Origin of the sequence: Stenotrophomonas sp. ASS1 (assembly GCF_004346925.1) — a bacterium.
Taxonomy (GTDB): Bacteria; Pseudomonadota; Gammaproteobacteria; order Xanthomonadales; family Xanthomonadaceae; genus Stenotrophomonas; species Stenotrophomonas maltophilia_A.
Genome location: NZ_CP031167.1, coordinates 4076385 through 4097025 on the forward strand (window position 1 = coordinate 4076385; position 20641 = coordinate 4097025).

25 protein-coding genes are annotated in these 20641 nt (G+C 67.6%); 14 read left to right on the forward strand and 11 right to left on the reverse strand.

The annotated features are described in order from the left end of the window. Positions 1 to 111 precede the first annotated feature (111 nt). The 3 genes from MG068_RS18830 to MG068_RS18840 all read left to right on the forward strand — a co-directional run bounded on the left by MG068_RS18830 (position 112) and on the right by MG068_RS18840 (position 2862). On the forward strand, positions 112 to 534 hold the full coding sequence (locus tag MG068_RS18830) for a DUF2141 domain-containing protein (RefSeq protein ID WP_132810874.1): 423 nt from the start codon (positions 112 to 114) through the stop codon (positions 532 to 534). A 25-nt stretch (positions 535 to 559) separates the two neighbouring features. Continuing rightward, complete coding sequence (locus MG068_RS18835; RefSeq protein WP_132810875.1) at positions 560 to 2083, forward strand: carotenoid oxygenase family protein; 1524 nt, start codon at positions 560 to 562, stop codon at positions 2081 to 2083. A gap of 62 nt (positions 2084 to 2145) precedes the next feature. Next, positions 2146 to 2862, forward strand: a complete 717-nt coding sequence (locus MG068_RS18840; protein ID WP_049401734.1) for an ABC transporter substrate-binding protein — start codon at positions 2146 to 2148, stop codon at positions 2860 to 2862. Between the two features lie 77 nt (positions 2863 to 2939). Here the strand turns inward: MG068_RS18840 and MG068_RS18845 are convergent, their stop codons facing one another. Then, positions 2940 to 3839 (reverse strand): LysR substrate-binding domain-containing protein, encoded by a 900-nt coding sequence (locus MG068_RS18845; RefSeq protein ID WP_049401735.1) that lies wholly within the window; start codon positions 3837 to 3839, stop codon positions 2940 to 2942. Between the two features lie 98 nt (positions 3840 to 3937). On the opposite strand from MG068_RS18845, the gene MG068_RS18850 reads away from it, so the two are divergent. After that, complete coding sequence (locus MG068_RS18850; RefSeq protein WP_132810876.1) at positions 3938 to 4117, forward strand: hypothetical protein; 180 nt, start codon at positions 3938 to 3940, stop codon at positions 4115 to 4117. Here the strand turns inward: MG068_RS18850 and MG068_RS18855 are convergent. Next, complete coding sequence (locus tag MG068_RS18855) at positions 4114 to 5661, reverse strand: alkaline phosphatase (RefSeq protein WP_132810877.1); 1548 nt, start codon at positions 5659 to 5661, stop codon at positions 4114 to 4116. The genes MG068_RS18850 and MG068_RS18855 overlap by 4 nt on opposite strands. A 121-nt stretch (positions 5662 to 5782) precedes the next feature. On the opposite strand from MG068_RS18855, the gene MG068_RS18860 reads away from it, so the two are divergent. Then, on the forward strand, positions 5783 to 6577 hold the full coding sequence (locus MG068_RS18860) for a D-alanyl-D-alanine carboxypeptidase family protein (protein ID WP_132810878.1): 795 nt from the start codon (positions 5783 to 5785) through the stop codon (positions 6575 to 6577). Between the two features lie 5 nt (positions 6578 to 6582). Here MG068_RS18860 and MG068_RS18865 read toward each other — a convergent pair whose 3' ends face one another. Both MG068_RS18865 and MG068_RS18870 read right to left on the reverse strand, forming a co-directional pair. Next, entirely contained in the window at positions 6583 to 7176 is a 594-nt protein-coding gene (locus MG068_RS18865; RefSeq protein WP_049401738.1) for a TetR/AcrR family transcriptional regulator, read from the reverse strand. Between the two features lie 16 nt (positions 7177 to 7192). Continuing rightward, positions 7193 to 7789, reverse strand: coding sequence for an NAD(P)H-dependent oxidoreductase (locus tag MG068_RS18870; protein WP_132810879.1), 597 nt, complete (start codon positions 7787 to 7789; stop codon positions 7193 to 7195). Positions 7790 to 7915: 126 nt separating this feature from the next. On the opposite strand from MG068_RS18870, the gene MG068_RS18875 reads away from it, so the two are divergent. Next, entirely contained in the window at positions 7916 to 8449 is a 534-nt protein-coding gene (locus MG068_RS18875) for a hypothetical protein (protein ID WP_132810880.1), read from the forward strand. A 73-nt stretch (positions 8450 to 8522) separates the two neighbouring features. Here the strand turns inward: MG068_RS18875 and MG068_RS18880 are convergent, their stop codons facing one another. Continuing rightward, a complete protein-coding gene (locus MG068_RS18880; protein WP_132810881.1) occupies positions 8523 to 9350 on the reverse strand; it encodes an isocitrate lyase/PEP mutase family protein in 828 nt (275 codons plus the stop codon). A gap of 166 nt (positions 9351 to 9516) precedes the next feature. On the opposite strand from MG068_RS18880, the gene MG068_RS18885 reads away from it, so the two are divergent. The 5 genes from MG068_RS18885 (at position 9517) to accC (ending at position 13378) form a co-directional block, all read left to right on the forward strand. After that, on the forward strand, positions 9517 to 10245 hold the full coding sequence (locus MG068_RS18885; RefSeq protein WP_049401742.1) for a DOPA 4,5-dioxygenase family protein: 729 nt from the start codon (positions 9517 to 9519) through the stop codon (positions 10243 to 10245). A 350-nt stretch (positions 10246 to 10595) separates the two neighbouring features. Further along, positions 10596 to 11045 carry a type II 3-dehydroquinate dehydratase gene (gene aroQ, locus MG068_RS18890; RefSeq protein WP_049423471.1) on the forward strand — a complete coding sequence of 150 codons (450 nt, stop codon included), beginning with the start codon at positions 10596 to 10598 and terminating at the stop codon, positions 11043 to 11045. After that, positions 11042 to 11467, forward strand: a complete 426-nt coding sequence (locus MG068_RS18895) for a lysozyme inhibitor LprI family protein (protein WP_080355197.1) — start codon at positions 11042 to 11044, stop codon at positions 11465 to 11467. The genes aroQ and MG068_RS18895 overlap by 4 nt, the downstream gene beginning before the upstream one ends. 53 nt (positions 11468 to 11520) lie before the next feature. After that, entirely contained in the window at positions 11521 to 12000 is a 480-nt protein-coding gene (accB, locus tag MG068_RS18900; protein WP_032129560.1) for an acetyl-CoA carboxylase biotin carboxyl carrier protein, read from the forward strand. Positions 12001 to 12010: 10 nt separating this feature from the next. Next, positions 12011 to 13378: an acetyl-CoA carboxylase biotin carboxylase subunit gene (accC, locus tag MG068_RS18905; RefSeq protein ID WP_032129559.1), complete on the forward strand. Its 1368-nt coding sequence runs from the start codon at positions 12011 to 12013 to the stop codon at positions 13376 to 13378. A gap of 129 nt (positions 13379 to 13507) precedes the next feature. Here accC and MG068_RS18910 read toward each other — a convergent pair whose 3' ends face one another. Continuing rightward, complete coding sequence (locus tag MG068_RS18910) at positions 13508 to 13882, reverse strand: hypothetical protein (RefSeq protein WP_010481078.1); 375 nt, start codon at positions 13880 to 13882, stop codon at positions 13508 to 13510. After that, positions 13879 to 14844, reverse strand: coding sequence for a hypothetical protein (locus MG068_RS18915; protein ID WP_032129558.1), 966 nt, complete (start codon positions 14842 to 14844; stop codon positions 13879 to 13881). The genes MG068_RS18910 and MG068_RS18915 overlap by 4 nt, the downstream gene beginning before the upstream one ends. 163 nt (positions 14845 to 15007) lie before the next feature. Here MG068_RS18915 and prmA point away from each other — a divergent pair, with 163 nt between their 5' ends. The 3 genes from prmA to fis all read left to right on the forward strand — a co-directional run bounded on the left by prmA (position 15008) and on the right by fis (position 17131). After that, positions 15008 to 15928 (forward strand): 50S ribosomal protein L11 methyltransferase, encoded by a 921-nt coding sequence (gene prmA / locus MG068_RS18920; protein ID WP_049463300.1) that lies wholly within the window; start codon positions 15008 to 15010, stop codon positions 15926 to 15928. Between the two features lie 42 nt (positions 15929 to 15970). Then, the gene (locus tag MG068_RS18925; protein ID WP_132810882.1) at positions 15971 to 16741 is read left to right on the forward strand and encodes a DUF3426 domain-containing protein; all 771 of its coding nucleotides are present in this window, start codon (positions 15971 to 15973) and stop codon (positions 16739 to 16741) included. Between the two features lie 114 nt (positions 16742 to 16855). Beyond that, positions 16856 to 17131, forward strand: coding sequence for a DNA-binding transcriptional regulator Fis (fis, locus tag MG068_RS18930; protein WP_005419706.1), 276 nt, complete (start codon positions 16856 to 16858; stop codon positions 17129 to 17131). Positions 17132 to 17257: 126 nt separating this feature from the next. On the opposite strand, the gene MG068_RS18935 is transcribed toward fis, so the two are convergent. From MG068_RS18935 to MG068_RS18950, 4 genes are read right to left on the reverse strand one after another with little or no spacing between them, the layout of a single operon-like run. Next, entirely contained in the window at positions 17258 to 18253 is a 996-nt protein-coding gene (locus MG068_RS18935) for a phosphatidate cytidylyltransferase (RefSeq protein WP_032129555.1), read from the reverse strand. Continuing rightward, the gene (locus MG068_RS18940; RefSeq protein ID WP_032129554.1) at positions 18250 to 18879 is read right to left on the reverse strand and encodes a lysophospholipid acyltransferase family protein; all 630 of its coding nucleotides are present in this window, start codon (positions 18877 to 18879) and stop codon (positions 18250 to 18252) included. Before MG068_RS18940 ends, MG068_RS18935 begins: the two co-directional genes overlap by 4 nt. Positions 18880 to 18892: 13 nt before the next feature. Continuing rightward, positions 18893 to 19330, reverse strand: a complete 438-nt coding sequence (locus tag MG068_RS18945; RefSeq protein ID WP_132810883.1) for a hypothetical protein — start codon at positions 19328 to 19330, stop codon at positions 18893 to 18895. Next, the gene (locus MG068_RS18950) at positions 19327 to 20631 is read right to left on the reverse strand and encodes a phosphatase PAP2/dual specificity phosphatase family protein (RefSeq protein WP_206138727.1); all 1305 of its coding nucleotides are present in this window, start codon (positions 20629 to 20631) and stop codon (positions 19327 to 19329) included. Before MG068_RS18950 ends, MG068_RS18945 begins: the two co-directional genes overlap by 4 nt. Positions 20632 to 20641 lie beyond the last annotated feature (10 nt).

Genomic DNA, 20641 nt, shown 5'->3' on the forward strand with positions numbered 1-20641 from the left:
GCAGAAAGTGACTTCTGGCACGTCGAATCGATGACCACTGGCCCTGAACCCGGTGCAGCGCCCCACGCAGACTGGCTCCACACCGCCACACACACCTCCGGAGCCACTGCCATGATCCGCACCGCCCTGCTCAGCACCGCACTGACTGCCCTGGCCTTGGCCGGCAGTGCCCACGCCGCCGACCTGGCCGTGACCGTGCACGACGTCCGCGCGCAGACCGGCACCCTGCGCGTTGCGTTGGTCGGCAACGCCGCCGCCTGGGACGGCAAGGCCAAGCCCGTGCAGGCCCAGCAGGCGGCGCCCAGCGGCGACAGCGCCCACTTCACGTTCAAGGGCGTGCCGGCCGGCAGCTATGCCGTGCTGCTCACCCACGACGAGAACGACAACGGCAAGCTCGACACCAACCTGGTCGGGATGCCGGTGGAAGGCTACGGCTTCAGCAACAACCCGCAGGTGATGCGCAAGCCGACCTTCGACGAGGCGCGCGTCGAGGTGCCGGCCGCCGGCACCGCCATCGACATCACCCTGCGCTGATTCCGCATCCATACCCGAGGCCACCATGGACCGTCGCCGCTTCCTTCGTACCCTGCTCAGCAGCAGTGCCTGTCTGGCCCTGGGCGCTACCGCGCTGCGCGTCGCTCCCGCCTTCGCCGGCGACCCGACGCGGTTCGCGCAGGGCATGCAGGAACACCCGTGGCTGCTCGGCTGGCGCAGCGTCGGCAGCGAAAGCCTCGGCCCGGCCACCGTGCAGTTGCAGGGAAAGCTGCCGTCAGGCCTGGCCGGTACGCTGTACCGCAACGGCCCGGCGTGGACCGAGCGCGATGGCTTCCGCTATGACCACTGGTTCGACGGCGACGGCATGGTGCATGGCTGGCGCTTCAATGGTGACGGCAGCCTGACCCATCACGGGCGTATGGTCGCCACGCCGAAATTCACCCGTGAACAGAAGGCCGGCCGCTTCCAGTATCCGGCTGCCGGCACCAGCGTTCCCGGTGCGCTGGCAGTTCGAAACAACGACGATGCCAACGTGGCAAACACCTCGGTAACCATGATCAATGGCCGCCTGTTCGCGCTGTGCGAGTCCGGCTCGGCGTTCGAAGTGGATCCCGATTCGCTGCAGACACTGGGTCCGGTGACCTGGCGTCCGGACCTCGCTGCACTGCCGTTCTCGGCGCACCCGCTGCGCGACCGCGACGGCAGCCTCTGGAACTTCGGCTCGATCAGCCTGATGGGGGGCCATGGCCTGCTGGTCTGGCACATCGGTGCGAACGGCCAGCTGCGCAGCGCCAATGTGATCGAAACACCCGAGCATGGCTACCTGCATGCCTTCGCGATGACCGACCAGCACCTGGTGTTCGTGATGATGCCGTTCGATTTCACCGGCGCAGGCGGCAGCTTCTTCGAGCGCATGCAGTTCGCACCGCAGCGTCCCGTACGCATCGCGGTGGTCGCCAAGGATGCGCCGGACAAGGCGCAGTGGTTCGAAGCCCCGTTCGCGGCGATCTACCACTTCGGCGACGCGTTCACCCGCAATGGCGGCATCGTGCTGCGCGCAGTGCGCCACGACGACATCAATGAGGCGCGCTCGCCGATGAAGGAAGCGATGGCCGGTGATGGCGCACACGCGGCCAACAGTGGCGCCAGCCTGGTCGAGCTGCATCTGGACCTGCGTCGTGGCCAGGCCCGCTGGCAGATGTTGGGCATCAGCGCAGTGGAGTTCCCGTTGTTCGACCCGCGCTCGGCGAACACACGTGGCGCACGGCTGTATGCGCCGACCATCGACGGCACGGCCAATGCGCCGTACTTCAACGCCGTGGCCGCGTTCGACATCGAGCACGGGCGCCGCCAGCTGTGGAACTATGGCCCGGACATCATGGCCGAAGAGCATGTGTTCGTACCGCGCCCGGGCAGCCGCAACGCCGATGATGGCTGGCTGATCGGCACCCTGCTTGACCCGGTGAACAAGCGCAGCGGCCTGGCGGTGCTCGATGCCCGCCACCTGGACGACGGTCCGCTGGCACAGGCCTGGCTGCCCTATGCGGTACCACTGGGCTTCCACGGCACCTTCGCCGCGCGCGGCTGATTCCACGCCACGCGGACACCGTTGTTGGCATGCTGGGTCTCCCCTGCCCCGTGGAGTCCCGCATGTCCCTGGCCGACCACCGAAGTACGCTGGCACCGCACGGTTTCCTGCGCGTGGCGATCAACCTGGGCAACCCGGTGCTGGCACAGGGCGATGCGCGCTCACCGCGCGGCCCCTCACTGGAACTGGCTACCGCATTGGCGCAACGGATGGGGGTGCAGGCTCGCTTCACCTGCCACGATGCCGCAGCCTCGGTGGTCGAGGCAGCAGGCGAAGACGGCTGGGATCTGGCCTTCCTGGCCATCGATCCGGCACGTGCCGACCGCATTGCCTTCAGTGCCCCGTACCTGGAGATCGAAGGTACCTATCTGGTGCGCGCGGACAGCCCTGCGCAGCAGGTAGCCGACCTGGATCGCGAGGGGCTGCGCATCGCGGTGGGGCGTGGCGCGGCCTATGACCTGTTCCTCAGTCGCGAACTGCGCCATGCCACGATCGAGCGGGCGGAGACCTCGGCGGCGGCCATCACCCTGTTCGATCAGCAGCGCCTGGATGCCGCCGCCGGTGTACGCCAGCCGCTGGAAGCATGGGCGCAGGCGCATCCCGGCCACCGTGTGCTGGCCGACCGCTTCACCGCGATCCAGCAGGCAGTGGCGGCGCCGGCCTCACGCCCGGCCGATGCATTGCGGGCGTTGTTCGAGGAAGTGGAGGCGATCAAGGCCGGCCCGTTGCTTGAGGAAGCGTTCGCGCGTGCCGGGCAGGCGGTCACGCTGGTGCGATGACTGTAGAGTCGAGCACCAGCAGTCGAGCATGGCTCGACGCTACAGATCCAGATGCAATGGTCGAGCATGGCTCGACGCTATAGATGTGCGTCTGCCATGTGCCGCACGTGCTCGGCGGCCTGCGCGTGCAGCCAGTCGCGGAACGCAAGGAAACCGCGATGGCTGGCCGAGCGCTGCGGGTACACCAGCCAATGCGGCCAGTCGGTCTTCAGGCGCTGGCTGGACAGTGCGACCAGCTGGCCCGAATCCAGCAGCAGCCGCGCCCGCGTCACCCGCCCGAGCGCTACGCCCACGCCATCCAGAGCGGCGCGATGGTGCGCCTCCGAATCATCCAGCACCGCCACGAAACGCGACGGCGGGCTCTGCCCGCTCAACGCGAACCAGGCGCCCCACGCGCCGTCCGGATCGCCGAGCAGCGGCCACCGGGTCAACGGCACACGGTCAATGCCGCCCATGCGTTCGATCAGCGCCGGGCTCGCCATCGGCACCAGCCACTCGTCGAACAGCGGTTCCACCACCAGGCCCGGCCATTGCCCGCTGCCCAGACGCAGCGCGGCGTCGAACTGGCGCTGCCGCTCGAAATCGATCAGGCGTTCACTCGACTGCAGGTTGATCTCGATCTGTGGATGCTCGGCCACGAAGTGACCCAGGCGCGGCACCAGCCAGGCCGACGCCATCGACGGCACCGCGCTGATCGTCAGCACGTGCTCGGCACGTGCGGCATAGGGCTGGAAGGCTTCGTTGATCGCATCCAGATGCGGTCCGACCTGGTCGAGCAGGCGCTGCCCCTCAAGGGTGAGGGTGACACCACGCGGCTGGCGGATCAGCAGCGGCTGCCCGAGCCGTTCTTCCAGTTGCCGCATCTGATGGCTGAGCGCACTGACGGTCAGGTTCATCGACGCCGCCGCGCGCGACAGGTTGCCGAGCCGGGCAGCAGCCACGAAGCCCTGCAGGGCATGGAGCGGAGGGCGGGACATCAGGCTTGAATTCCTCTCAAGGCATGCTTGCGGAAATGTCGCTTTTTGCCCGTCCATGCTGCCCGTATCGTGCAATCCACTCAAGTGGAGGCACGCTCATGAACATCTTCAGCGGCTTGTTGTTCCTGCACGGCCACGTGGCCAGCGCCGAGCTGGCACGCCAGCTGGCCAGCCCGTCGCCGACGCCCAGCACCGCCCCCGGTAGTGCCGGCCGCTGGCCGGCAACCTCGTCGACCGGGAAACCTGCAGCTGCCAGCCAGCGGCCGGCACACCCCTAACGCTGCAGCGCTTCCTGCACCGCGGCAGCCACGTCGGTGTTGTCGATGTAACTGCCGTCGTTCCAGCGCACGTGCTGACGGTAGCCGGCATCAACGCCCCGCACGCGCTGGCCCAGCAGCTCCGCGCCCGCGCCCTTGGCCCACAACGGCACCAGCGCATTGGAATGGTTGCCGGTCGGGCGGAAGCTCATCCCCGGCATGCGTCCACGGCCGTTGTTGCGCACCGGCTCGAAGGCGACGTTCTGTGCATCCGGGCCCATCGGCATGCTGTTGTCGTGGTCGGTGGTGACGATCAACAGGTTGCGTTCCCAGCCACCGTTGCGCTCGATCCAGTCGACCACCGCCGCCACCGCGTCGTTGAACTCCACGGTTTCCTCGATCAGCCGGCCGTACTGCGGCTGGTCGCTGCACTGGCCGTAGTGCCATTCGGTGCCGCAGGCACTGGTATGCGCCGCCCAGTCAGTGGCGCCGCCTTCCACCATCAGGAACAGGCCCTTGGTCGAACGCTGCTGCAGGAACTGCAGCGCGCCACGCGTCATGGTCGCAAGATCCGGCACGCTGTCGATCTTCCTCACACCGGAAGGCGTGGCCGCATCCTTGCCCAGCACCTGCAGCTGGCGCGCCTGCTGCAGCGTGTTGGCCACGCGCGGCACGCCGATCAGCGGCCGGTCGGCCGGCAGCCGTCCCTGCGCCAGCGCGGCGAACGCCTCCTTGCTGCGGATCAGGCGCCACGGCCCCGACGGATTGCCGGCAATGGTGCTGCCCGCTTCCAGCTGCTGCCAATCCTGCTGCGACACCCATTCCCACGGGTTCGCGCAGCCCTCGGCCTTGGCCGCGCCGGCACTCTCGTCACAGGCGCGACCATCAACGCTGTAGCCGGGACCGCCGGTGCCCATCACCAGGTCCATGTGGCCCTGCGCCAGCATCTGGTGCGCGATGGCGTGATAGTTGTTGCGCGATTCGTTCTGCGCCGCGAACGCGGCCGGCGTGGCATGCGCGAACGGTACCGAAGTCACCACACCGGTCGCCATGCCCAGCCGCTTGGCGCGCAGCGTGTTGAACTCGACCGGATTGCCATCGTTGTTGTAATTGATGGCGTTGTTGTAGGTCTTGATGCCCGAGGACAGCGCCGTACCGGCCGCAGCACTGTCGGTGGCGACCGCGGCCAGGTACTGGTAGCCGACGAATGGCAGGTCCTGCGCCGGCACCGGTTCGCTGTCCCAGGCCTTTCCCGCGTCGTAGCCCAGGGTCTGCGCGTTGTCGCGGGTCGGCTGGCTGCTGGCGTTCAACGGGAAGGTGGTCACCGCCAGGCGCTGCGGAAAATCCGCATACGGCGCCCCTTCGCGGCTGCCGTATTGCCAGTAGGCGGCGGCGTCCCAGGTGCCCCAACCGGCACCGTCGTTGATCATCACGATCACGTTGTGCGGGCGCGCTGGGCCGGAAGCAACAGCCTCGGCGCGCAGGTTGGGCTGGCAGCCACCAAGTGCGGCCAGCGCGAGCAGCAACGAAGAATGAAGCCAGCGGCGTGGAATGCGTGCAGTCATCGGGTGTCCCGTCGGGCCATCGGCGGCCCACAATGACGATACGTTATATCGTTGCAATATTTCAGCTTCGTGCAGCCGCCGCACACTATCCTCCTGGGCCCCCACTGCCATCGTCGCTTCCATGCCGTCTCCTGCTCCTGCGCGTGCACCGCTGTCGTCCATCACCCTCGATGCGGCAACTTTCGCGGTGATGCACCAGCACAACACGGATATCGCCAGGCAGCCGGCCTCGCTGACCAAGCTGATGACCGCCTACGCGGCTTACGAATGTGTCGAGGAGCGCGGGCGCTCGTGGGGCGACGAAGTCACCATCGCCGCCGACGACGTGCATGCGGTCGCCGACGATGAAACGCGCATGGGCCTGGTGCCCGGTGAAACAGTCACCCTCGCGCGCCTGCTGGAAGGACTGATGATCGTCTCCGGCAATGACGCGGCGCTGGCCATCGCGCGCCATCTGGACGGATCACAGCCTGCGTTCCTGGAGCGCATGAACCGGCACGCACGCCAGCTCGGCCTGCGCAGCAGCTGGTTCGCCAGCGTGTCCGGCATCACCACCCCGCACCATGCGTCCAGCGCGCGCGACATGGCGGTGCTGGCCGCCTGCCTGTTGAACGATCATCCGCAGATATTGGCGATCACCGCGCAGCGCGTGTTCGCGCACGGCAGCTTCAGCCGCAGCAACCAGAACGCCCTGCTTGGCGATGACGGCGTGGATGGCTTGAAGACCGGCTACACCCAGGCCGCAGGCTTCTGCCTGGCCGCCACCGCCTGCCGGGCACTGCCCGGGCGGGATCAGCCGGTACGCCTGATCACCGTGGTGCTGGGTTCTGAAAGCCGCGACGCACGCGATGCCCTTGTGCGCGAGCGGCTGGCCGCCGGGTTCGCGGCGCTGGCCGACAGCACCGCCGACGCCTGAGCGGCTCAGCGTCGCTTGACCGTTGCCACGATCAGCCGCTGCAGCTCGGCTTCGGCTGCGGCCTTGTCCAGCGCGCCTGCTGCCACGGCTTCGGACAGGGCTTCGGCCGCACCGAGAATCGCCCAGCGCCCGGCCAGTGGCACCGTGCCGTCGGCAGCAAACGGGCCCAGCCAGGTGTCGCAGTTGTCGATGAAATCCTGCTGGTAACGCCGCCGTACCTCGTGCAGTTCCGGAGCGCCCACCAGCGCGGCGAGGATGCCCTGCACTTCACTGCCCTGGCTGAGGATGCAGTCGATGTAGCCGGAGGCGATGGCCGCCGCACGATCGGCCAACTGCGCCCGTGCGCGGCCGATGCGCTCGTTGAACACCACCGTCTGGCGGCCGTCGTAGTCATCGTAGAGCGCGGCCAGCAGGCCGTTGCGGGTCACGAAGTGATCGTAGGCCACCGGCTTGGTCACGCCCGCGGCCTCGGCCAGCCGACCCAGGGTCAACGCGTCGGTGCCTTCTTCGCCAACCAGCGCCCAGGCCACGTCCAGCAACTGGCGGGCGCGTTGCTCGCGGGTCAATCGGCGGCGCGTGGGAGCGGCGTTGGCAGGCATCGGCGGAACACGGCGATCAGTGCATCGGAGTTCCGATTTTACGGCCGATCGCCAGCGCGGTCTGCAGATGCGTTTCGGCCGCACCGGTATCGGCATCCAGCAGCAGGTCTGACGTCAGCACGCGCGCGCCGCAGTAGTCGAAGATGCCCATGTCGATCTGCGTCTTCATCGCCGCGCCGTAACCGCGCCGTTCGATCATGTCCGCGCCGGCTCCGCCGATGCCGACCAGGTGCACGCGCAACCGCTGCAGCTTCTTCTGCACCTTGCCGTCTGCACCGTCCTGGTAGGCCCAGCCCTGGGTGAACACGCGATCGATCCAGCCCTTCAGCAGCGCGGGGAACGACCACCAGTACAGCGGGTAGACCAGTACCAGCGTGTCGGCAGCATCCAGCCGCGCCTGCTCGGCGGCGACGTCGGCTGGAGGTGCGCCGGTGCCACGGAACAGCGCCTGGTCGTGCGTGTTGAAGCGCGGATCGAAGCCTTCGGCCATCAGATCGGCATGGGTCACGGTATTGGCGGTATCCGTTGCGGTGATGGCTTCGCCGATGCGCCTGGCGATGGCATGGGTCAACGCGGCGGATTCAGGATGGGCGGTAACGATGAGGGTGTGCATGGGGGATGTCCGGAATTCACTACCTACCAATAGTAGGTAATGGCGCCCGGGACACCAGCGCCATGCGTGGGACGCTGTTTCCGCATCCGCCGTATAGTGCGGCGGTTCCCGCTGAGATACCCGACGATGCACCGATACCTGCTTGCCCTTCTGCTGGCCCTGCCGATGGCAATGGCCGTTGCGCCAGCGCTGGCCGGTGAGCTCAGTCCGGAAGACTCGGCCGCATTGCGCCAGGAGGTGCAGGCGATGATGGGCGCATTCGCCCGCGGCGATGCCGAGTTGATCATCGCCCGAACCCATCCCGGCCTGAAGCGCCTGGCCGGGGGCGATGAGGCCTATGCGCGTATGACTCGCGACACCCTGAAAGAGCTGCGCAAGGCCGGGGTCACCATCATCAGCGACGAGGCCGGCGTGCCGGGCCACACCTATGCAGCCGGTGATGAGGAAGTCTGCTTCGTGCCACGCCAGTCGCTGCTGCGCGTGCGCGAGGCGCCGATGCGCAGCACCTCGTTCATGCTCGCCGTGCGCCGCGTCGGCACAGCCCAATGGAGTTTCATTGACGGTGCAGCGTTGCTGGACAATCCCGCGCTGCTGCGGCAACTGCTGCCAGCGTTGGAGCCTGGGGTGACGCTGCCCAAGGGTAGGATGGAAGCGCTGTAATCGCAGGCGCATCCATCCACGCATGGCGTGGATCTACTATCCCTGCTGGTCTGGGACTGCACCGGGATTCCGCTCAACGGAACAGCGCGTTCAACGCGGCCCCCGAAGCCGCCTGCTGCAGGCCGTCGAAGCGTCCGTCCTGCACGATCGGCTGTGTCGCCTGCATCAGTCCGCCCCATGCAGCACGGGCCAATGCGCCGCCCAGGCTGACGCGGCGGACGCCGAGTGCAGCAATGTCCTGCAGGCTCAGCGGTGTCGGCCCACCGACCAGCAGGTTCACCGGCTTCGACCCTACGGCGGCAATCACCGCGCTGATCTGCTCGCGCGTGCTGATGCCCGGTGCATACAGCACGTCTGCACCGGCCTCGGCATAGGCGCGCAGGCGTTGCAGGGTGTCCGCCAGATCCGGCACGCCGACGAAGAAGTTCTCGGCACGGCCAACCAGCAGCACGTCGCCGCCCGCGCGGTCGATGGCTGCACGGGCAGCGCGCAGACGTTCCACCGCCTGATCGATCGGACGCAGCGGTGCATCGGCGACGCCGCTGGCATCCTCGATCGACAACGCCGCGATGCCGGTGTCGATCGCCGCGGCCACCGCCTCCTGCACCTTCTGCGGCGTATCACCGAAACCATCGCCGAAATCGGCGTTCAACGGCAGCGGCGTCGCTGCCGCCATCAGGCGCAGATGCTCCAGCGTGGCCTGCAGCGAAACCGCTCCGTCCGGCCGCCCTTCGCTCCAGGCACAGCCGGCACTGGTCGTGGCCAGTGCCTGGAAGCCCTGCCGCTGCAGGTAGCGGGCACTGCCCACGTCCCACGGATTGGGCAGTACGAAGCACCCAGCTGCATGCAGCTGGCGGAAGGCCGCGCGCTTGCGTTGGGTATCGGCATCGGGCGAGGTCATGGCGAGCTCCGGGGCGAAAGACCTGCACCCTAGCCCGCCCCGCAGCCGCGCTCAATGACGACCAGGTCGAACCTGCATGAGGTGATGCCGCCTGCTTATTGGACGCTGTGGATGCAGGTGCCCGAGCGTGCTTGCCTGCCCACACGATGCCGCCACGGAGCCCTCCATGCACCCGGACCCGCTGACCTTGATCGACGCCGGCGACGATGACGCCCACTGGGCCGACCTGCTTTCGCCCACACGCCGCCGCCTGATCGCATCAGCCGGTCTGGCCGCCGGCGGCCTGGCCAGTGCCTCGACCGCCGCCGCAGCCCCGCGCGGCGAAAGCACGGTGAACACCACCGAACCCGGGCGCCCCGGCTTCCGTGCCATCGTCCCGCCGCCGGTGAAGGGCAGCAGCCCCTGGGGCCAGGTCACCGCCAGCGAACCGACCCCGCGCCCGGCCAGCGTGCGTCCCGGGGAGGCCACCCTGCCCGCGACCCCACGTGCCTACACCGACATCAAGAGCTATCACGCGCATATCTACTTCGACGAGGACAGCTTCGAGAAAGCTGCGCTGCTGCGGCGCTGGGCGGCCGAGCGCTTCCCGGTGGAGCTGGGCAACTGGAACCTGGAACCACGCGGACCGCACGTCACCCCGTCGTTCTATTTCGGCTTCACCAACGACCTGCTGCCGGTGCTGGTGCCCTGGCTGCAGCTCAACAGCCTGGGCCTGACCATCCTGATCCACCCCAATACCGGTGATGGCCGCGCCGACCATCTGTATTACGCGTTGTGGGTGAACCGCGCGCAGCCGGTGAACGCCTACAACTGGCCGGCACCGAAGCCGGGGGAACGGGAGCCCTTGGAGGAGGTGTTCCCGAACGTGGTGCCGACGGTGCCGCTGGAGACGTGAGCGGGTGCGTGGCGGGGGCGGTGGGTGGCGTGCAGCGCACCCTGGGCTGCCCCTCGGTGGGTGCGTAGCCTGCTGCGCACCGAACTTCCTTCATCCACGCATGGCGTGGATCTACCGCATCACAGCCCGTTGCGGCATCGGTCATCGCCCGGCCTGCCGCCATCGTCGGCCTACGTGCACGCATCCCCCAGCTGCACGGCGTTCAGCGCGCCTTGATCCAGCGCCCGCCATACGGCCGCAAGCCCTCCGGGGAATTTCAAACAATCGATTGAAACGCTGCAAACTTCGCCGAACTGGACAGCATCCGCCGGTTCCGCCAGACTGCCGCCCTTTCCCGTCTTCCGGATCCCATGGCGAAGCTGCTGGTCCTGCACGGCCCCAACCTCAACCTGCTCGGCACCCGCGAGCCGGAGGTCTACGGCCACACCACGCTGGCCGACATCGACCAGGCGCTGGCCGCCCAGGCCTCGGCTGCCGGGCACGCGGTGGAGAGCCTGCAGTCCAATGCCGAGCACGTGCTGGTGGACCGCGTGCAGGCCGCACGCGACGACGGAACCGCTTTCATCCTGATCAACCCCGCCGCCTTCACCCACACCTCGGTCGCCCTGCGCGATGCGCTGGCGGCGGTGGCGGTGCCGTTCATCGAGATCCACCTGTCCAACCCGCATACCCGCGAACCGTTCCGCCAGCACAGCTACTTCAGTGACAAGGCCGTGGGCGTGGTCTGCGGTTTCGGCGCCGACAGCTACCGCTACGCGATGGACGCGGCGCTGCTGCGCGTGCAGGCGGCCCGCGCGTGAAGATGCTCCCAAGAGTGCTTGCCTGCATCGTGCTGTGGGCCGGCGTGTGCGGCGCCAGCATCGCCGCCGAGCGCGCGGCCGCTGGCATTGACTGCGCGCAGGCGACCGGCGGCTACGAGCGCGACATGTGCGATTCCGATCGCCTGGATGACGCCGACAGCGCATTGAACGCCGTTTACGTCCAGGCGCGCGGCGAACTGAAGGCGCAGGCCGCCGATGGCAGCTGCAGCCGCTGCGCAGCGGCCGAACAGCAGCTGGTGAAGGCCCAGCGCATCTGGATAACCCTGCGCGATGCAGACTGCGAGGCAGTCTATGCCTTCAACGCAGACGGCACCTCGCGCAACCCTGCGAAGATGCAGTGCCTGATCACCCAGACGCGCGACCGTACGCGGCAGCTGCGCGAGTTCTACGAACTGCTTTGACCCGAGCGCGATGCGCTTCCCACCACACTGACATCAAGAGCAAAGAGGCCACCATGGATCTCCGCAAAATCAAGAAGCTGATCGACCTGCTGGAAGAGTCGAACCTGGCTGAAATCGAAATCAAGGAAGGCGAAGAGTCGGTGCGCCTGTCGCGCGCCCCGGTGGCCGGCTATGCCGCCCCGGTCGCCGCCCCGGTGTACGCCGCTCCGGCCGCTCCGGCGCCGCAGGCGATGCCGATGCAGTCGCCGACCGAAGCCTCCACCGGTGGCACCGCCAAGCCGGGCCCGGCGCTGCCGGAAGGCCACGTGCTGCGCTCGCCGATGGTCGGCACCTTCTACGCGTCGTCCGCCCCGGACAAGCCTGCGTTCGTCAGCGTTGGCCAGCAGGTCAAGGAAGGCGAGACCCTGGCCATCATCGAAGCGATGAAGATGTTCAACCCGATCGAAGCCGACAAGTCCGGCACCATCGTCGCCATCCTCGGCGAGAACGGCCAGCCGGTCGAATTCGACCAGCCGCTGTTCGTGATCGGCTGAGGGGCACGCCATGCTCGACAAAGTCGTCATCGCCAACCGAGGGGAAATCGCGCTGCGCATCCTGCGCGCGTGCCACACCCTCGGCATCCGCACGGTGGCCGTGCATTCCACGGTCGACCGCAACCTCAAGCACGTGGCCATGGCCGACGAGTCGGTCTGCATCGGTCCGGCGCCGTCGCCGCAGAGCTACCTCAACATCCCGGCACTGATCGCCGCGGCGGAAGTCACCGACGCCCAGGCCATCCACCCGGGCTACGGCTTCCTGTCGGAGAACGCCGACTTCGCCGAGCGCGTGGAAGAGTCCGGTTTCATCTTCATCGGCCCCAAGGCCGACACCATCCGCATGATGGGTGACAAGGTCGAAGCCATCCGCGCGATGAAGTCCGCCGGCGTGCCGTGCGTGCCCGGCTCGGGCGGCCCGCTGGGCGAAGACATCGTCGCCAACACCAAGATCGCCCGTGAGATCGGCTACCCGGTCATCATCAAGGCGGCCGGTGGTGGCGGTGGCCGCGGCATGCGCGTGGTGCACGCCGAAGCCTCGCTGAAGACCTCGATCGAAACCACCAAGAGCGAGGCCAAGGCCGCGTTCGGCAATGGCGAGGTCTACATGGAGAAGTTCCTGGAGAACCCGCGCCACGTGGAAATCCAGGTACTGGCCGACGGCCAGGGCAACGCCATCCACCTGGGCGAGCGTGACTGCTCGATGCAGCGCCGCCACCAGAAGGTGGTGGAAGAAGCGCCGGCACCGGGCATCACCGCCGAGCAGCGCGAGCAGATCGGCAAGGTCTGCACCGAAGCCTGCGTACGCATCGGCTACCGTGGTGCCGGCACGTTCGAGTTCCTGTACGAGGACGGCCGCTTCTACTTCATCGAAATGAACACCCGCATCCAGGTGGAACATCCGGTCACCGAAATGGTCACCGGCATCGACCTGGTGGCCGAGCAGCTGAAGATCGCCGCCGGCCAGAAGCTGTCGATCAAGCAGAGTGACGTGGTGCTGACCGGCCATGCCATCGAATGCCGCATCAACGCCGAAGATGCGGAGACCTTCGTGCCGAGCCCGGGCACCATCACCGGCTTCCATCCGCCGGGCGGCCCCGGCGTGCGCGTGGACACCCACATCTACAGTGGCTACCGCGTGCCGTCGAACTACGACTCGATGATCGGCAAGCTGATCGTGCACGGCCCGGACCGCGAAACCGCCATTGCCCGCATGCGCGTGGCACTGAGCGAAATGGTGGTCGATGGCATCAAGACCAACGTCGCCCTGCAGCAGCGGATCATGCGCGACAAGGGCTTCCAGGCCGGTGGCCAGAACATCCACTACCTGGAAAAGCGCCTGGCTGAACGCAAGAACAAGCCGATCGCGCTGACCTGATCGGCGCCACGTGCTGGACATGAAAAGGGCGGGGATATCCCCGCCCTTTTCTGTTGCTGCAGCGCCGAGCCCATGCTCGGCTTGCCGGAAAGCTCAGCCGAGCGTGGGCTCGGCGCTACAGCAGGCGCATCAGCGCTTGTCGGCAGCTTCGGCCGGAATCTGCGAGTTCGCCAGCGGACGCACGCCATTGGGCGACGTCGGGTCGACGATCACCATGGTCTCGGTCGAACCATCCGGCCACACCACCTGGAAGGTGCTGCCCGCCGGCAGCGACGCGAACGGCATGCCGCTCTGCGCGCGATAGACCGCGGCCACCTGGCTGGCACCGGCACGGCGCACGTCTTCCTGCGCCTTCACCGTGGTCAGTTCCACCTTCGACAGATGCCGGTAGCGATCTTCATAGGTATCGATCATCAACAGGCCAACCGCGCCGGCCGAGTAGGCCACGAACAGGGCCACCCAGAACCAGAACTTGGCCCCGTGCAGGAATCGGCGGTAGTTCATTGCTCGTTCCTCTTTCCAACCAATCGCTTGATCCATTCCTTCATCTTCCCAGCGCCCTGCCGCGATACCGCAGCGTCATACACGAAATCCCGGAAATCCTGCGTACCATCCTGCGAACAGATCCCTCCGTTCGCACAAAAACTGTTGACCAGCACACTGTCTGCCCCACACGGTAGACCGAGTTCGCAGGCCGCAAGCCGCCATGCAAGTTCACTGAGCTGCTCGCCCGCCACCAGGCCGTTGAGCGCGCGGTCACCCGAGGCGCGCACGCCCATGCCCGGTGCGATCGCCATGAAGGCCTCCGGGTCGCGCGAGGTGCGCACCCGTTCAACCAGGTCACGGCGGTACTCGGGGCTGTCCTGCAGCGGTTCGCCCTCGGCGAACAACGCAGCCTCAGCAGCCAGATTGCCTTGTGCGGCCGCCTTGCGACGTTCGGACAGCACCAAGGCCGTGCCCAGCTTGTCGCCCGGCACGAAACCACCACAACGCTGCGCGACGCGTTCGCGCGCCTGCACCATCGCCGGTGCGGCGGTCAGGCCCAGCCCGGCCAGCACGTTGTTGTCCAAGCGGTAGCCACCCGGATCGACCGCGTACTGCGCGCAGTAGTCATAGACACGGCTGAGCATCCAGCGCGCCTCGTGGTTGCCTTCGTCCGCCTGGGCACGCAACCGCTGAGCATAGGCATACAGGTCGGTGGCGTCTTCGATATCGGCGCGGAGATCCAGGGGCAGCCCGGACGGCAATGCGTTGCCACGCTCGAAGGGTGCCAGGCGGCGCGCGAGCGCCTCCGGCATCACCGGCAGTGGCGCCGCACTGTCAGCGGCCGCGACCGCACCTGCCAGATCCGCCGACGCTACCGAAGACGTCGCAGCATGGCCGCTGGCCCGATAACCGGCCACGCCCAGCACGGCCACAGCCGGCAGTACGAGCAACCAGGTTTTCAGGGTCGGAGCGAAGGCCATCGGCGGCGGTAGGCGATGCGGCGCATAGGAAAGCACGAAGTTTAGCAAGGCCCGACGGGCCTGTCTGAACGGGCTTCGTTCATCTCGGAGCGGCATCTCAGGCAATACGGAGACGCCCCGATGGTCTAGCATGGCCCCCTTTCCCGCGATTGCCCCCACCACCATGCCGTTCCTGGAACTGACCCTGCGCTGCACCGAAGCCACCCAGCCCCGCTATGAAAATGCGCTGGAGGACGTTGGTGCACTGGCCGTGACCCTGCTCGATGCCGAGGCCGATACCAGCAACGAACAGGCCATTCTCGAACCGGGCGTGGGCGAGACCCCGCTGTGGGACACGCTGGTGCTGAGCGCGCTGTTCCCCGCCGACAGCAACGCGCTGTTGCTGCTGGCCGCACTGGAATCCTTCGATCCGGAGCTGGACTGGAGCAGCGGCAGCTTCCGCGCGGTCGAGGATGAAGACTGGGAACGTGCCTGGCTCGACCAGTTCCAGCCGATGGACTTCGGCAGCCGTACCTGGATCGTGCCGTGGAACCATGAACTGCCCGATGCCGCACAGGCCGCCGATGCCGCCGTGGTGCGGTTGGACCCGGGCCTGGCGTTCGGTTCGGGCACCCACCCGACCACCGCACTGTGCCTGCGCTGGCTGGACCAGTTGGCGGTCGATGGCCTGCTGCAGGGCCAACGCGTGCTCGACTTCGGTTGCGGCTCGGGCATCCTCGCACTGGCCGCGCTGAAGCTGGGCGCCGCCGAAGCCATCGGCGTGGACAACGATCCGCAGGCCCTGGTCGCCACCGCCGACAATGCCGAGCGCAACGGCGAGCAGGCCCGCATGCATGTGTACCTGCCGCAGGACGAACCGGTCGCGACCTATCCGATCGTGGTCGCCAACATCCTCGCCTCGGCGCTGGATGCGCTGGCCGAACTGCTGGCTGCGCGCGTTGCTGCCGGTGGCCGCATCGCCCTGTCCGGCATCCTGCATGGCCAGGAAGGCGAACTGCTGCAGCGCTACGCAGCATGGTTCGACGATCTGCAGGCCACCCAGGATGGCGACTGGATGCGCATCACCGGCGTGCGCCGCGCCTGATCGTGGTTGAATGACCGCTGGATCCGAGCCCGCGCCCTGAGCATGTCCGAGCCGAACCCACCGCGCCGTCCCCTGGCCACCTTCCTGCGCACGACGCCGGAGGGTGAGCCTGCGCCTGCGACCGATGCGCGCATGCAGGACGAAGCCGGGCACGCAACGCCCGTGGAGCAGATGCAGGCCGAGCCCATCGACCTGGCACGCCCACCGGCGACAGAGATGCGACACGACGATGACGTTGTCATCGTTGATGAAGCAGCGGCCATCGAGCCGGCGCCGGTCGCGGTGCAGGCAACGGCGGTCGCCAGTGATGCCCCCAGCTTCCTCGGCAGCGCGCGCACGCGCACGCTGCCAACACCCCGCTGGCACTGGCTGCTGGTCGCCGGGCTGGCATTGCTGCTGGTACTGCAGAGCGTGCTGGCCGACCGCGCGCGGCTGGCCGCCGACGCCGGCAACCGCGCATGGCTGGGCACGCTGTGCGGCGTGCTGCGCTGCAGCCTGCCTGCCTGGCACGAGCCCACTGCGTTCACCATGACCAGCCGCGAGATCCGCCCCCTGCCGGGCCAGGCCGGTGTGCTGCAGGTGCAGGCCAGCATCCGCAATGATGCGCGCTGGGCACAGGCGTGGCCGGACCTGCGGTTGTCATTGTCCGATGCCGATGGCCGGGTGATCGGCAGCGGCGTGTTCACGCCCGCGCAGTACCTGGGCGAGAACCCCGGTGCAGCCCTGCTGGAACCGGGCCAGAGCGCGCGCGTCGCCTTCCGGTTGCAGGAGCCCGCTGCGTCCACCGTCGCATTCACCTTCGACTTCCTCTGACCGGGGAGAGGCGACCAGCCGTGGCAGGCCGGGCACGCTCGCGCTAGACTGGCCGCCACCACCTCGTCCGGCCGCGCGCTCCGCGCGCACGGGCCAACCGAATCGGGAACCCCCTTGAACGCTGTCCTTTCTCGTCCTGACAACAGTCGTGGCGCTCCCCGGCCACCGCTGCGTGAACATGTCGCCCAATCCGTGCGCCGTTACCTGCGTGACCTCGATGGCTGCGACGCGGACGATGTCTACGAGATCGTGCTGCGCGAGATGGAGATTCCGCTGTTCGTGGAAGTGCTCAACCACTGCGAAGGCAACCAGAGCCGCGCCGCCGCGATGCTGGGCATCCACCGTGCCACCCTGCGCAAGAAGCTGAAGGAATACGGCATCAGCGCGTAAACGCGCGCAGGTAGTGCCGGCCGCTGGCCGGCAACCCCACGAACGATGGCAGGATGTTGCAGTTGCCGGCCAGCGGCCGGCACTACCGGTAGATCCACGCCATGCGTGGATGGAAGCCCGGCAGAATCAACCGCCGCCGCCCGCCTTCCAGTAATACCGCACCACGTGGAAGAACACCGGCGCGGCGAAGCACACCGAGTCCAGCCGGTCGAGCATGCCGCCATGGCCCTCGATCATGTGGCCCCAGTCCTTGATGCCACGATCGCGCTTGATCGCCGACATCACCAGGCCGCCCCAGAACCCCATCAGGTTGATCAGCAGCGACAGGCCGAACGCCTGCAGCGGCGTGAATGGGGTGATCCACCACAGCGCCGCGCCCAGCGCGCTGGCACTCAGCACGCCGCCCACGAAGCCCTCCACCGTCTTCGACGGCGACAGCTTCGGCGCAATCAGATGCCTGCCGAGCAGCTTGCCCCAGATGTACTGCAGCACGTCCGAAGACTGCACCACGATCACCAGGAAGGCGAACAGCAGCACGTTGCGCGACGGGTCATGGCCGGGCACGTGCAGGTTCAGCAGCAGCGGCACATGCGAGATGCAGAACACGCAGATCATCAACCCCCACTGCACCTTCGCGGTCCGCTCCAGGTAGTGCGTGGTATCACCGCCAATGGTCGACAGGATCGGCAGGAACAGGAACGCATAGACCGGAATCAGCAGCGTGTACATGCCGTACCAGTCGATCCAGACCAGGTAGTACTGCCACGGCAGCACGATGTAGAACGCGGCCAGCAGCGCGTAGTAGTCGCCCGAGCGGGTCGGCGCCAGGGTGATGAACTCGCGCAGTGCGAACAGCGAGATGATCGCGAACAGCACGATCACCCCGGCACGACCGAAGAACAGCGCCAGCCCGACCACGATCGCCATCACCCACCACGCGCGGATGCGCGAGACCAGGTTGGCGATCACCGCGCTGGGCTGCCCACGCTGGCGCCAGCGCAATGTCTCGGCCACCAGCGTGGCCAGCACCAGCACCGCACCCACGCCAGCAAACAGCAGGCCGGTCTGCTGGCCGACACTCTGCGTGGCCAGGTCGCCGGACACATCGATCAGGAAGCTCATGCCCTGCCCCCGTTCGGCGCCAGGTCCAGCAGCGCCTGCCGGCTGCGGGCCAGGAAGGCGGCCTTGTCCTCGTCGGCCTGCAGCCGCAGCGGCGTACCGAAGGTGGCCGTGCACAGCAGCGGCAGCGGCAGGAACCGGCCCTTGGGCATCACCCGCTTCAGGTTGTCGATCCACACCGGTACGAATTCCAGCTCCGGGCGTTGCCGTGCCAGGTGATAGATGCCGCTCTTGAACGGCAGCAGCGGCTCTTCGCCCACGTTGCGGGTACCTTCCGGAAACAGAATCAGCGAGCAGTCTTCGTCCACCGCGTCACGCAGGGCCTGCAGTGGATCCTGCTGGCGATGGCCGGCCTCGCGCTCGACCAGCACGCCGTTGAATACCGCATCGATCAGGTAGCGACGCAGGCCATCGCGCTGCCAGTATTCGGCCGCGGCCACCGGGCGCACCTGGCGCCGCAGTGCCGGTGGCATCGACGACCAGATCAGCACGAAGTCACCATGGCTGGCGTGGTTGCCGTAATACACGCGCCGTTCGCTGGACGGCGCACAGCCGATCCACAGCGCGCGGGCGCCGGTCACTACATGGATCGCGCCACTGCAGGCGCGCGCAATCAATTCAGCGAACATCGGTCCCTCCCGTTCACGTCTGCGGCCACAACACGGCCAGCACCAGCAGTGCGAACTGCACTGCGGCCAGCAGGTACTGGCGCAGCAGCAGGCGACGCATGCCGGCCCAGCGCGCATCCCAGCCGCGCAGCGGCGCGTCGGGCTGCATGCGGCGCAGGCCACTGGCGTGCAGCAGCTGGTCGGTGCGGCGCGCGGCGGCTTCGCCGTCCAGGCCTTCATCGCGCAGCAGCTGCAGCAGGCTGGCATCCAGCGCCACCCGCCACGCGTGGTAGATCTGTGCGATGCCCGCGGCAACACTGAGCAGCAACACGCCGGCGGCAATCATCGCCAGGCCAGGTTCGGTGCCGAGCAGCAGCAGCGCCACCAGCAGCAGGCCCAGCGACAGGCCCGCCGGCCAACGGCCCTGCCGCAGCAGCAGCTGCATGGTCGCCAGATCGGGATCTGTACTCACGTGCGTACTCCCGCTGCAGCAGTGATGGCATGCAGATGCGCCGCGCCCAGCACGACGCCCGGACGTGCCGTGCGCACGATCGCCACCGCGGCATCGGTATCGGTGGCACGACCACTGCGCAACAGCCAGGCCGCCACACTGGCAGCACTGCGCGAATAGCCCAGTGCACAGCACACCAGCAACGGTCCATGCGCACGCAGCCGCTCGATGACCTCGGCCGCCTCGCGCAACTGGTGCGGCGTGGGCACCACCAGGTCCAGCATCGGCACGCTGGCATACGCCGCGCCCGGTGCACGACAGGACAGTTCGGCACAGGCATCGACCACGCCGACCAAGGGTGCCGGCAATGCAGCGCAGGGAACACGCCCCAGCCATACACCGTCCATCACCGGCACCGGCTGCGGCGCGCGGCGCGTCCACAGCCGCGAATTGATCCAGGCCGCACCCAGGTACGGCGCCAGCAACCAGCGTGCCGCCATGGTCAGGCGACCATCGGCACGCTTCTGGAACACCGCCGTACCGAGCCCCGCATACGCCAACGCCACCAGCAGCAGCGATACCACCGGCCACAGCAGCCACAACGCCGCGCCACGCAGAAGCACCACCGGCACCAGCAATGCAGCGGCCACCAGCAGGTACAGCGCTGCCAGGCGCCAACGTCTGGCGTCACGCGCGGTGCGCCAGGCACGCAAGGGTGGCGTGCCCTGCTCCGGCCACAGCCAGACGCACAGCCAACCGGCCAGCAGGCCGGTCGGGATATCGATGAAATGATGCTGGAATGTGGTCAGCACCGAGACGCCGATCAGCAGCGCCCACACATGCAGTACCCAACGCCACACCCCATGCAGGTACTGCGCGAATTTCACCCACAGCACGATCAGCAACACGATGTGCAGTGATGGCGCCTGGTTGAACGGCTTGTCGAAGCCCAGCAGCACATCGAACAACCAACCGAACACACCGCCGATCTCCGGCCGCTCGAAACTGAAGCGCAGTGGCCACAGCAGGAAGCAGGTCACCGCGATCAACTGTGCACTGAACAACCGCAACGCATGCCGGTCCAGCTCCAACCGTTGCCGGCACAGGAAGAAGGAAACCGCATAGAACAGATCGATCGACCAGTACGGCACGATCGTCCACGGTACGAACGGAATCTGCGTTTCCCATCCGAACGCCATCACCGGCAGTTCGGCATGGCGGCCGGCCATCCAGTTGGCGAAGCCATAGCTGGCGAAGAAGAATGGGCCCAGCAGGGCCAGCCACAACAGGGCGCGCCGCCAGGGGCGCCCCTCTGCGGCCAGCGGGGCTGCG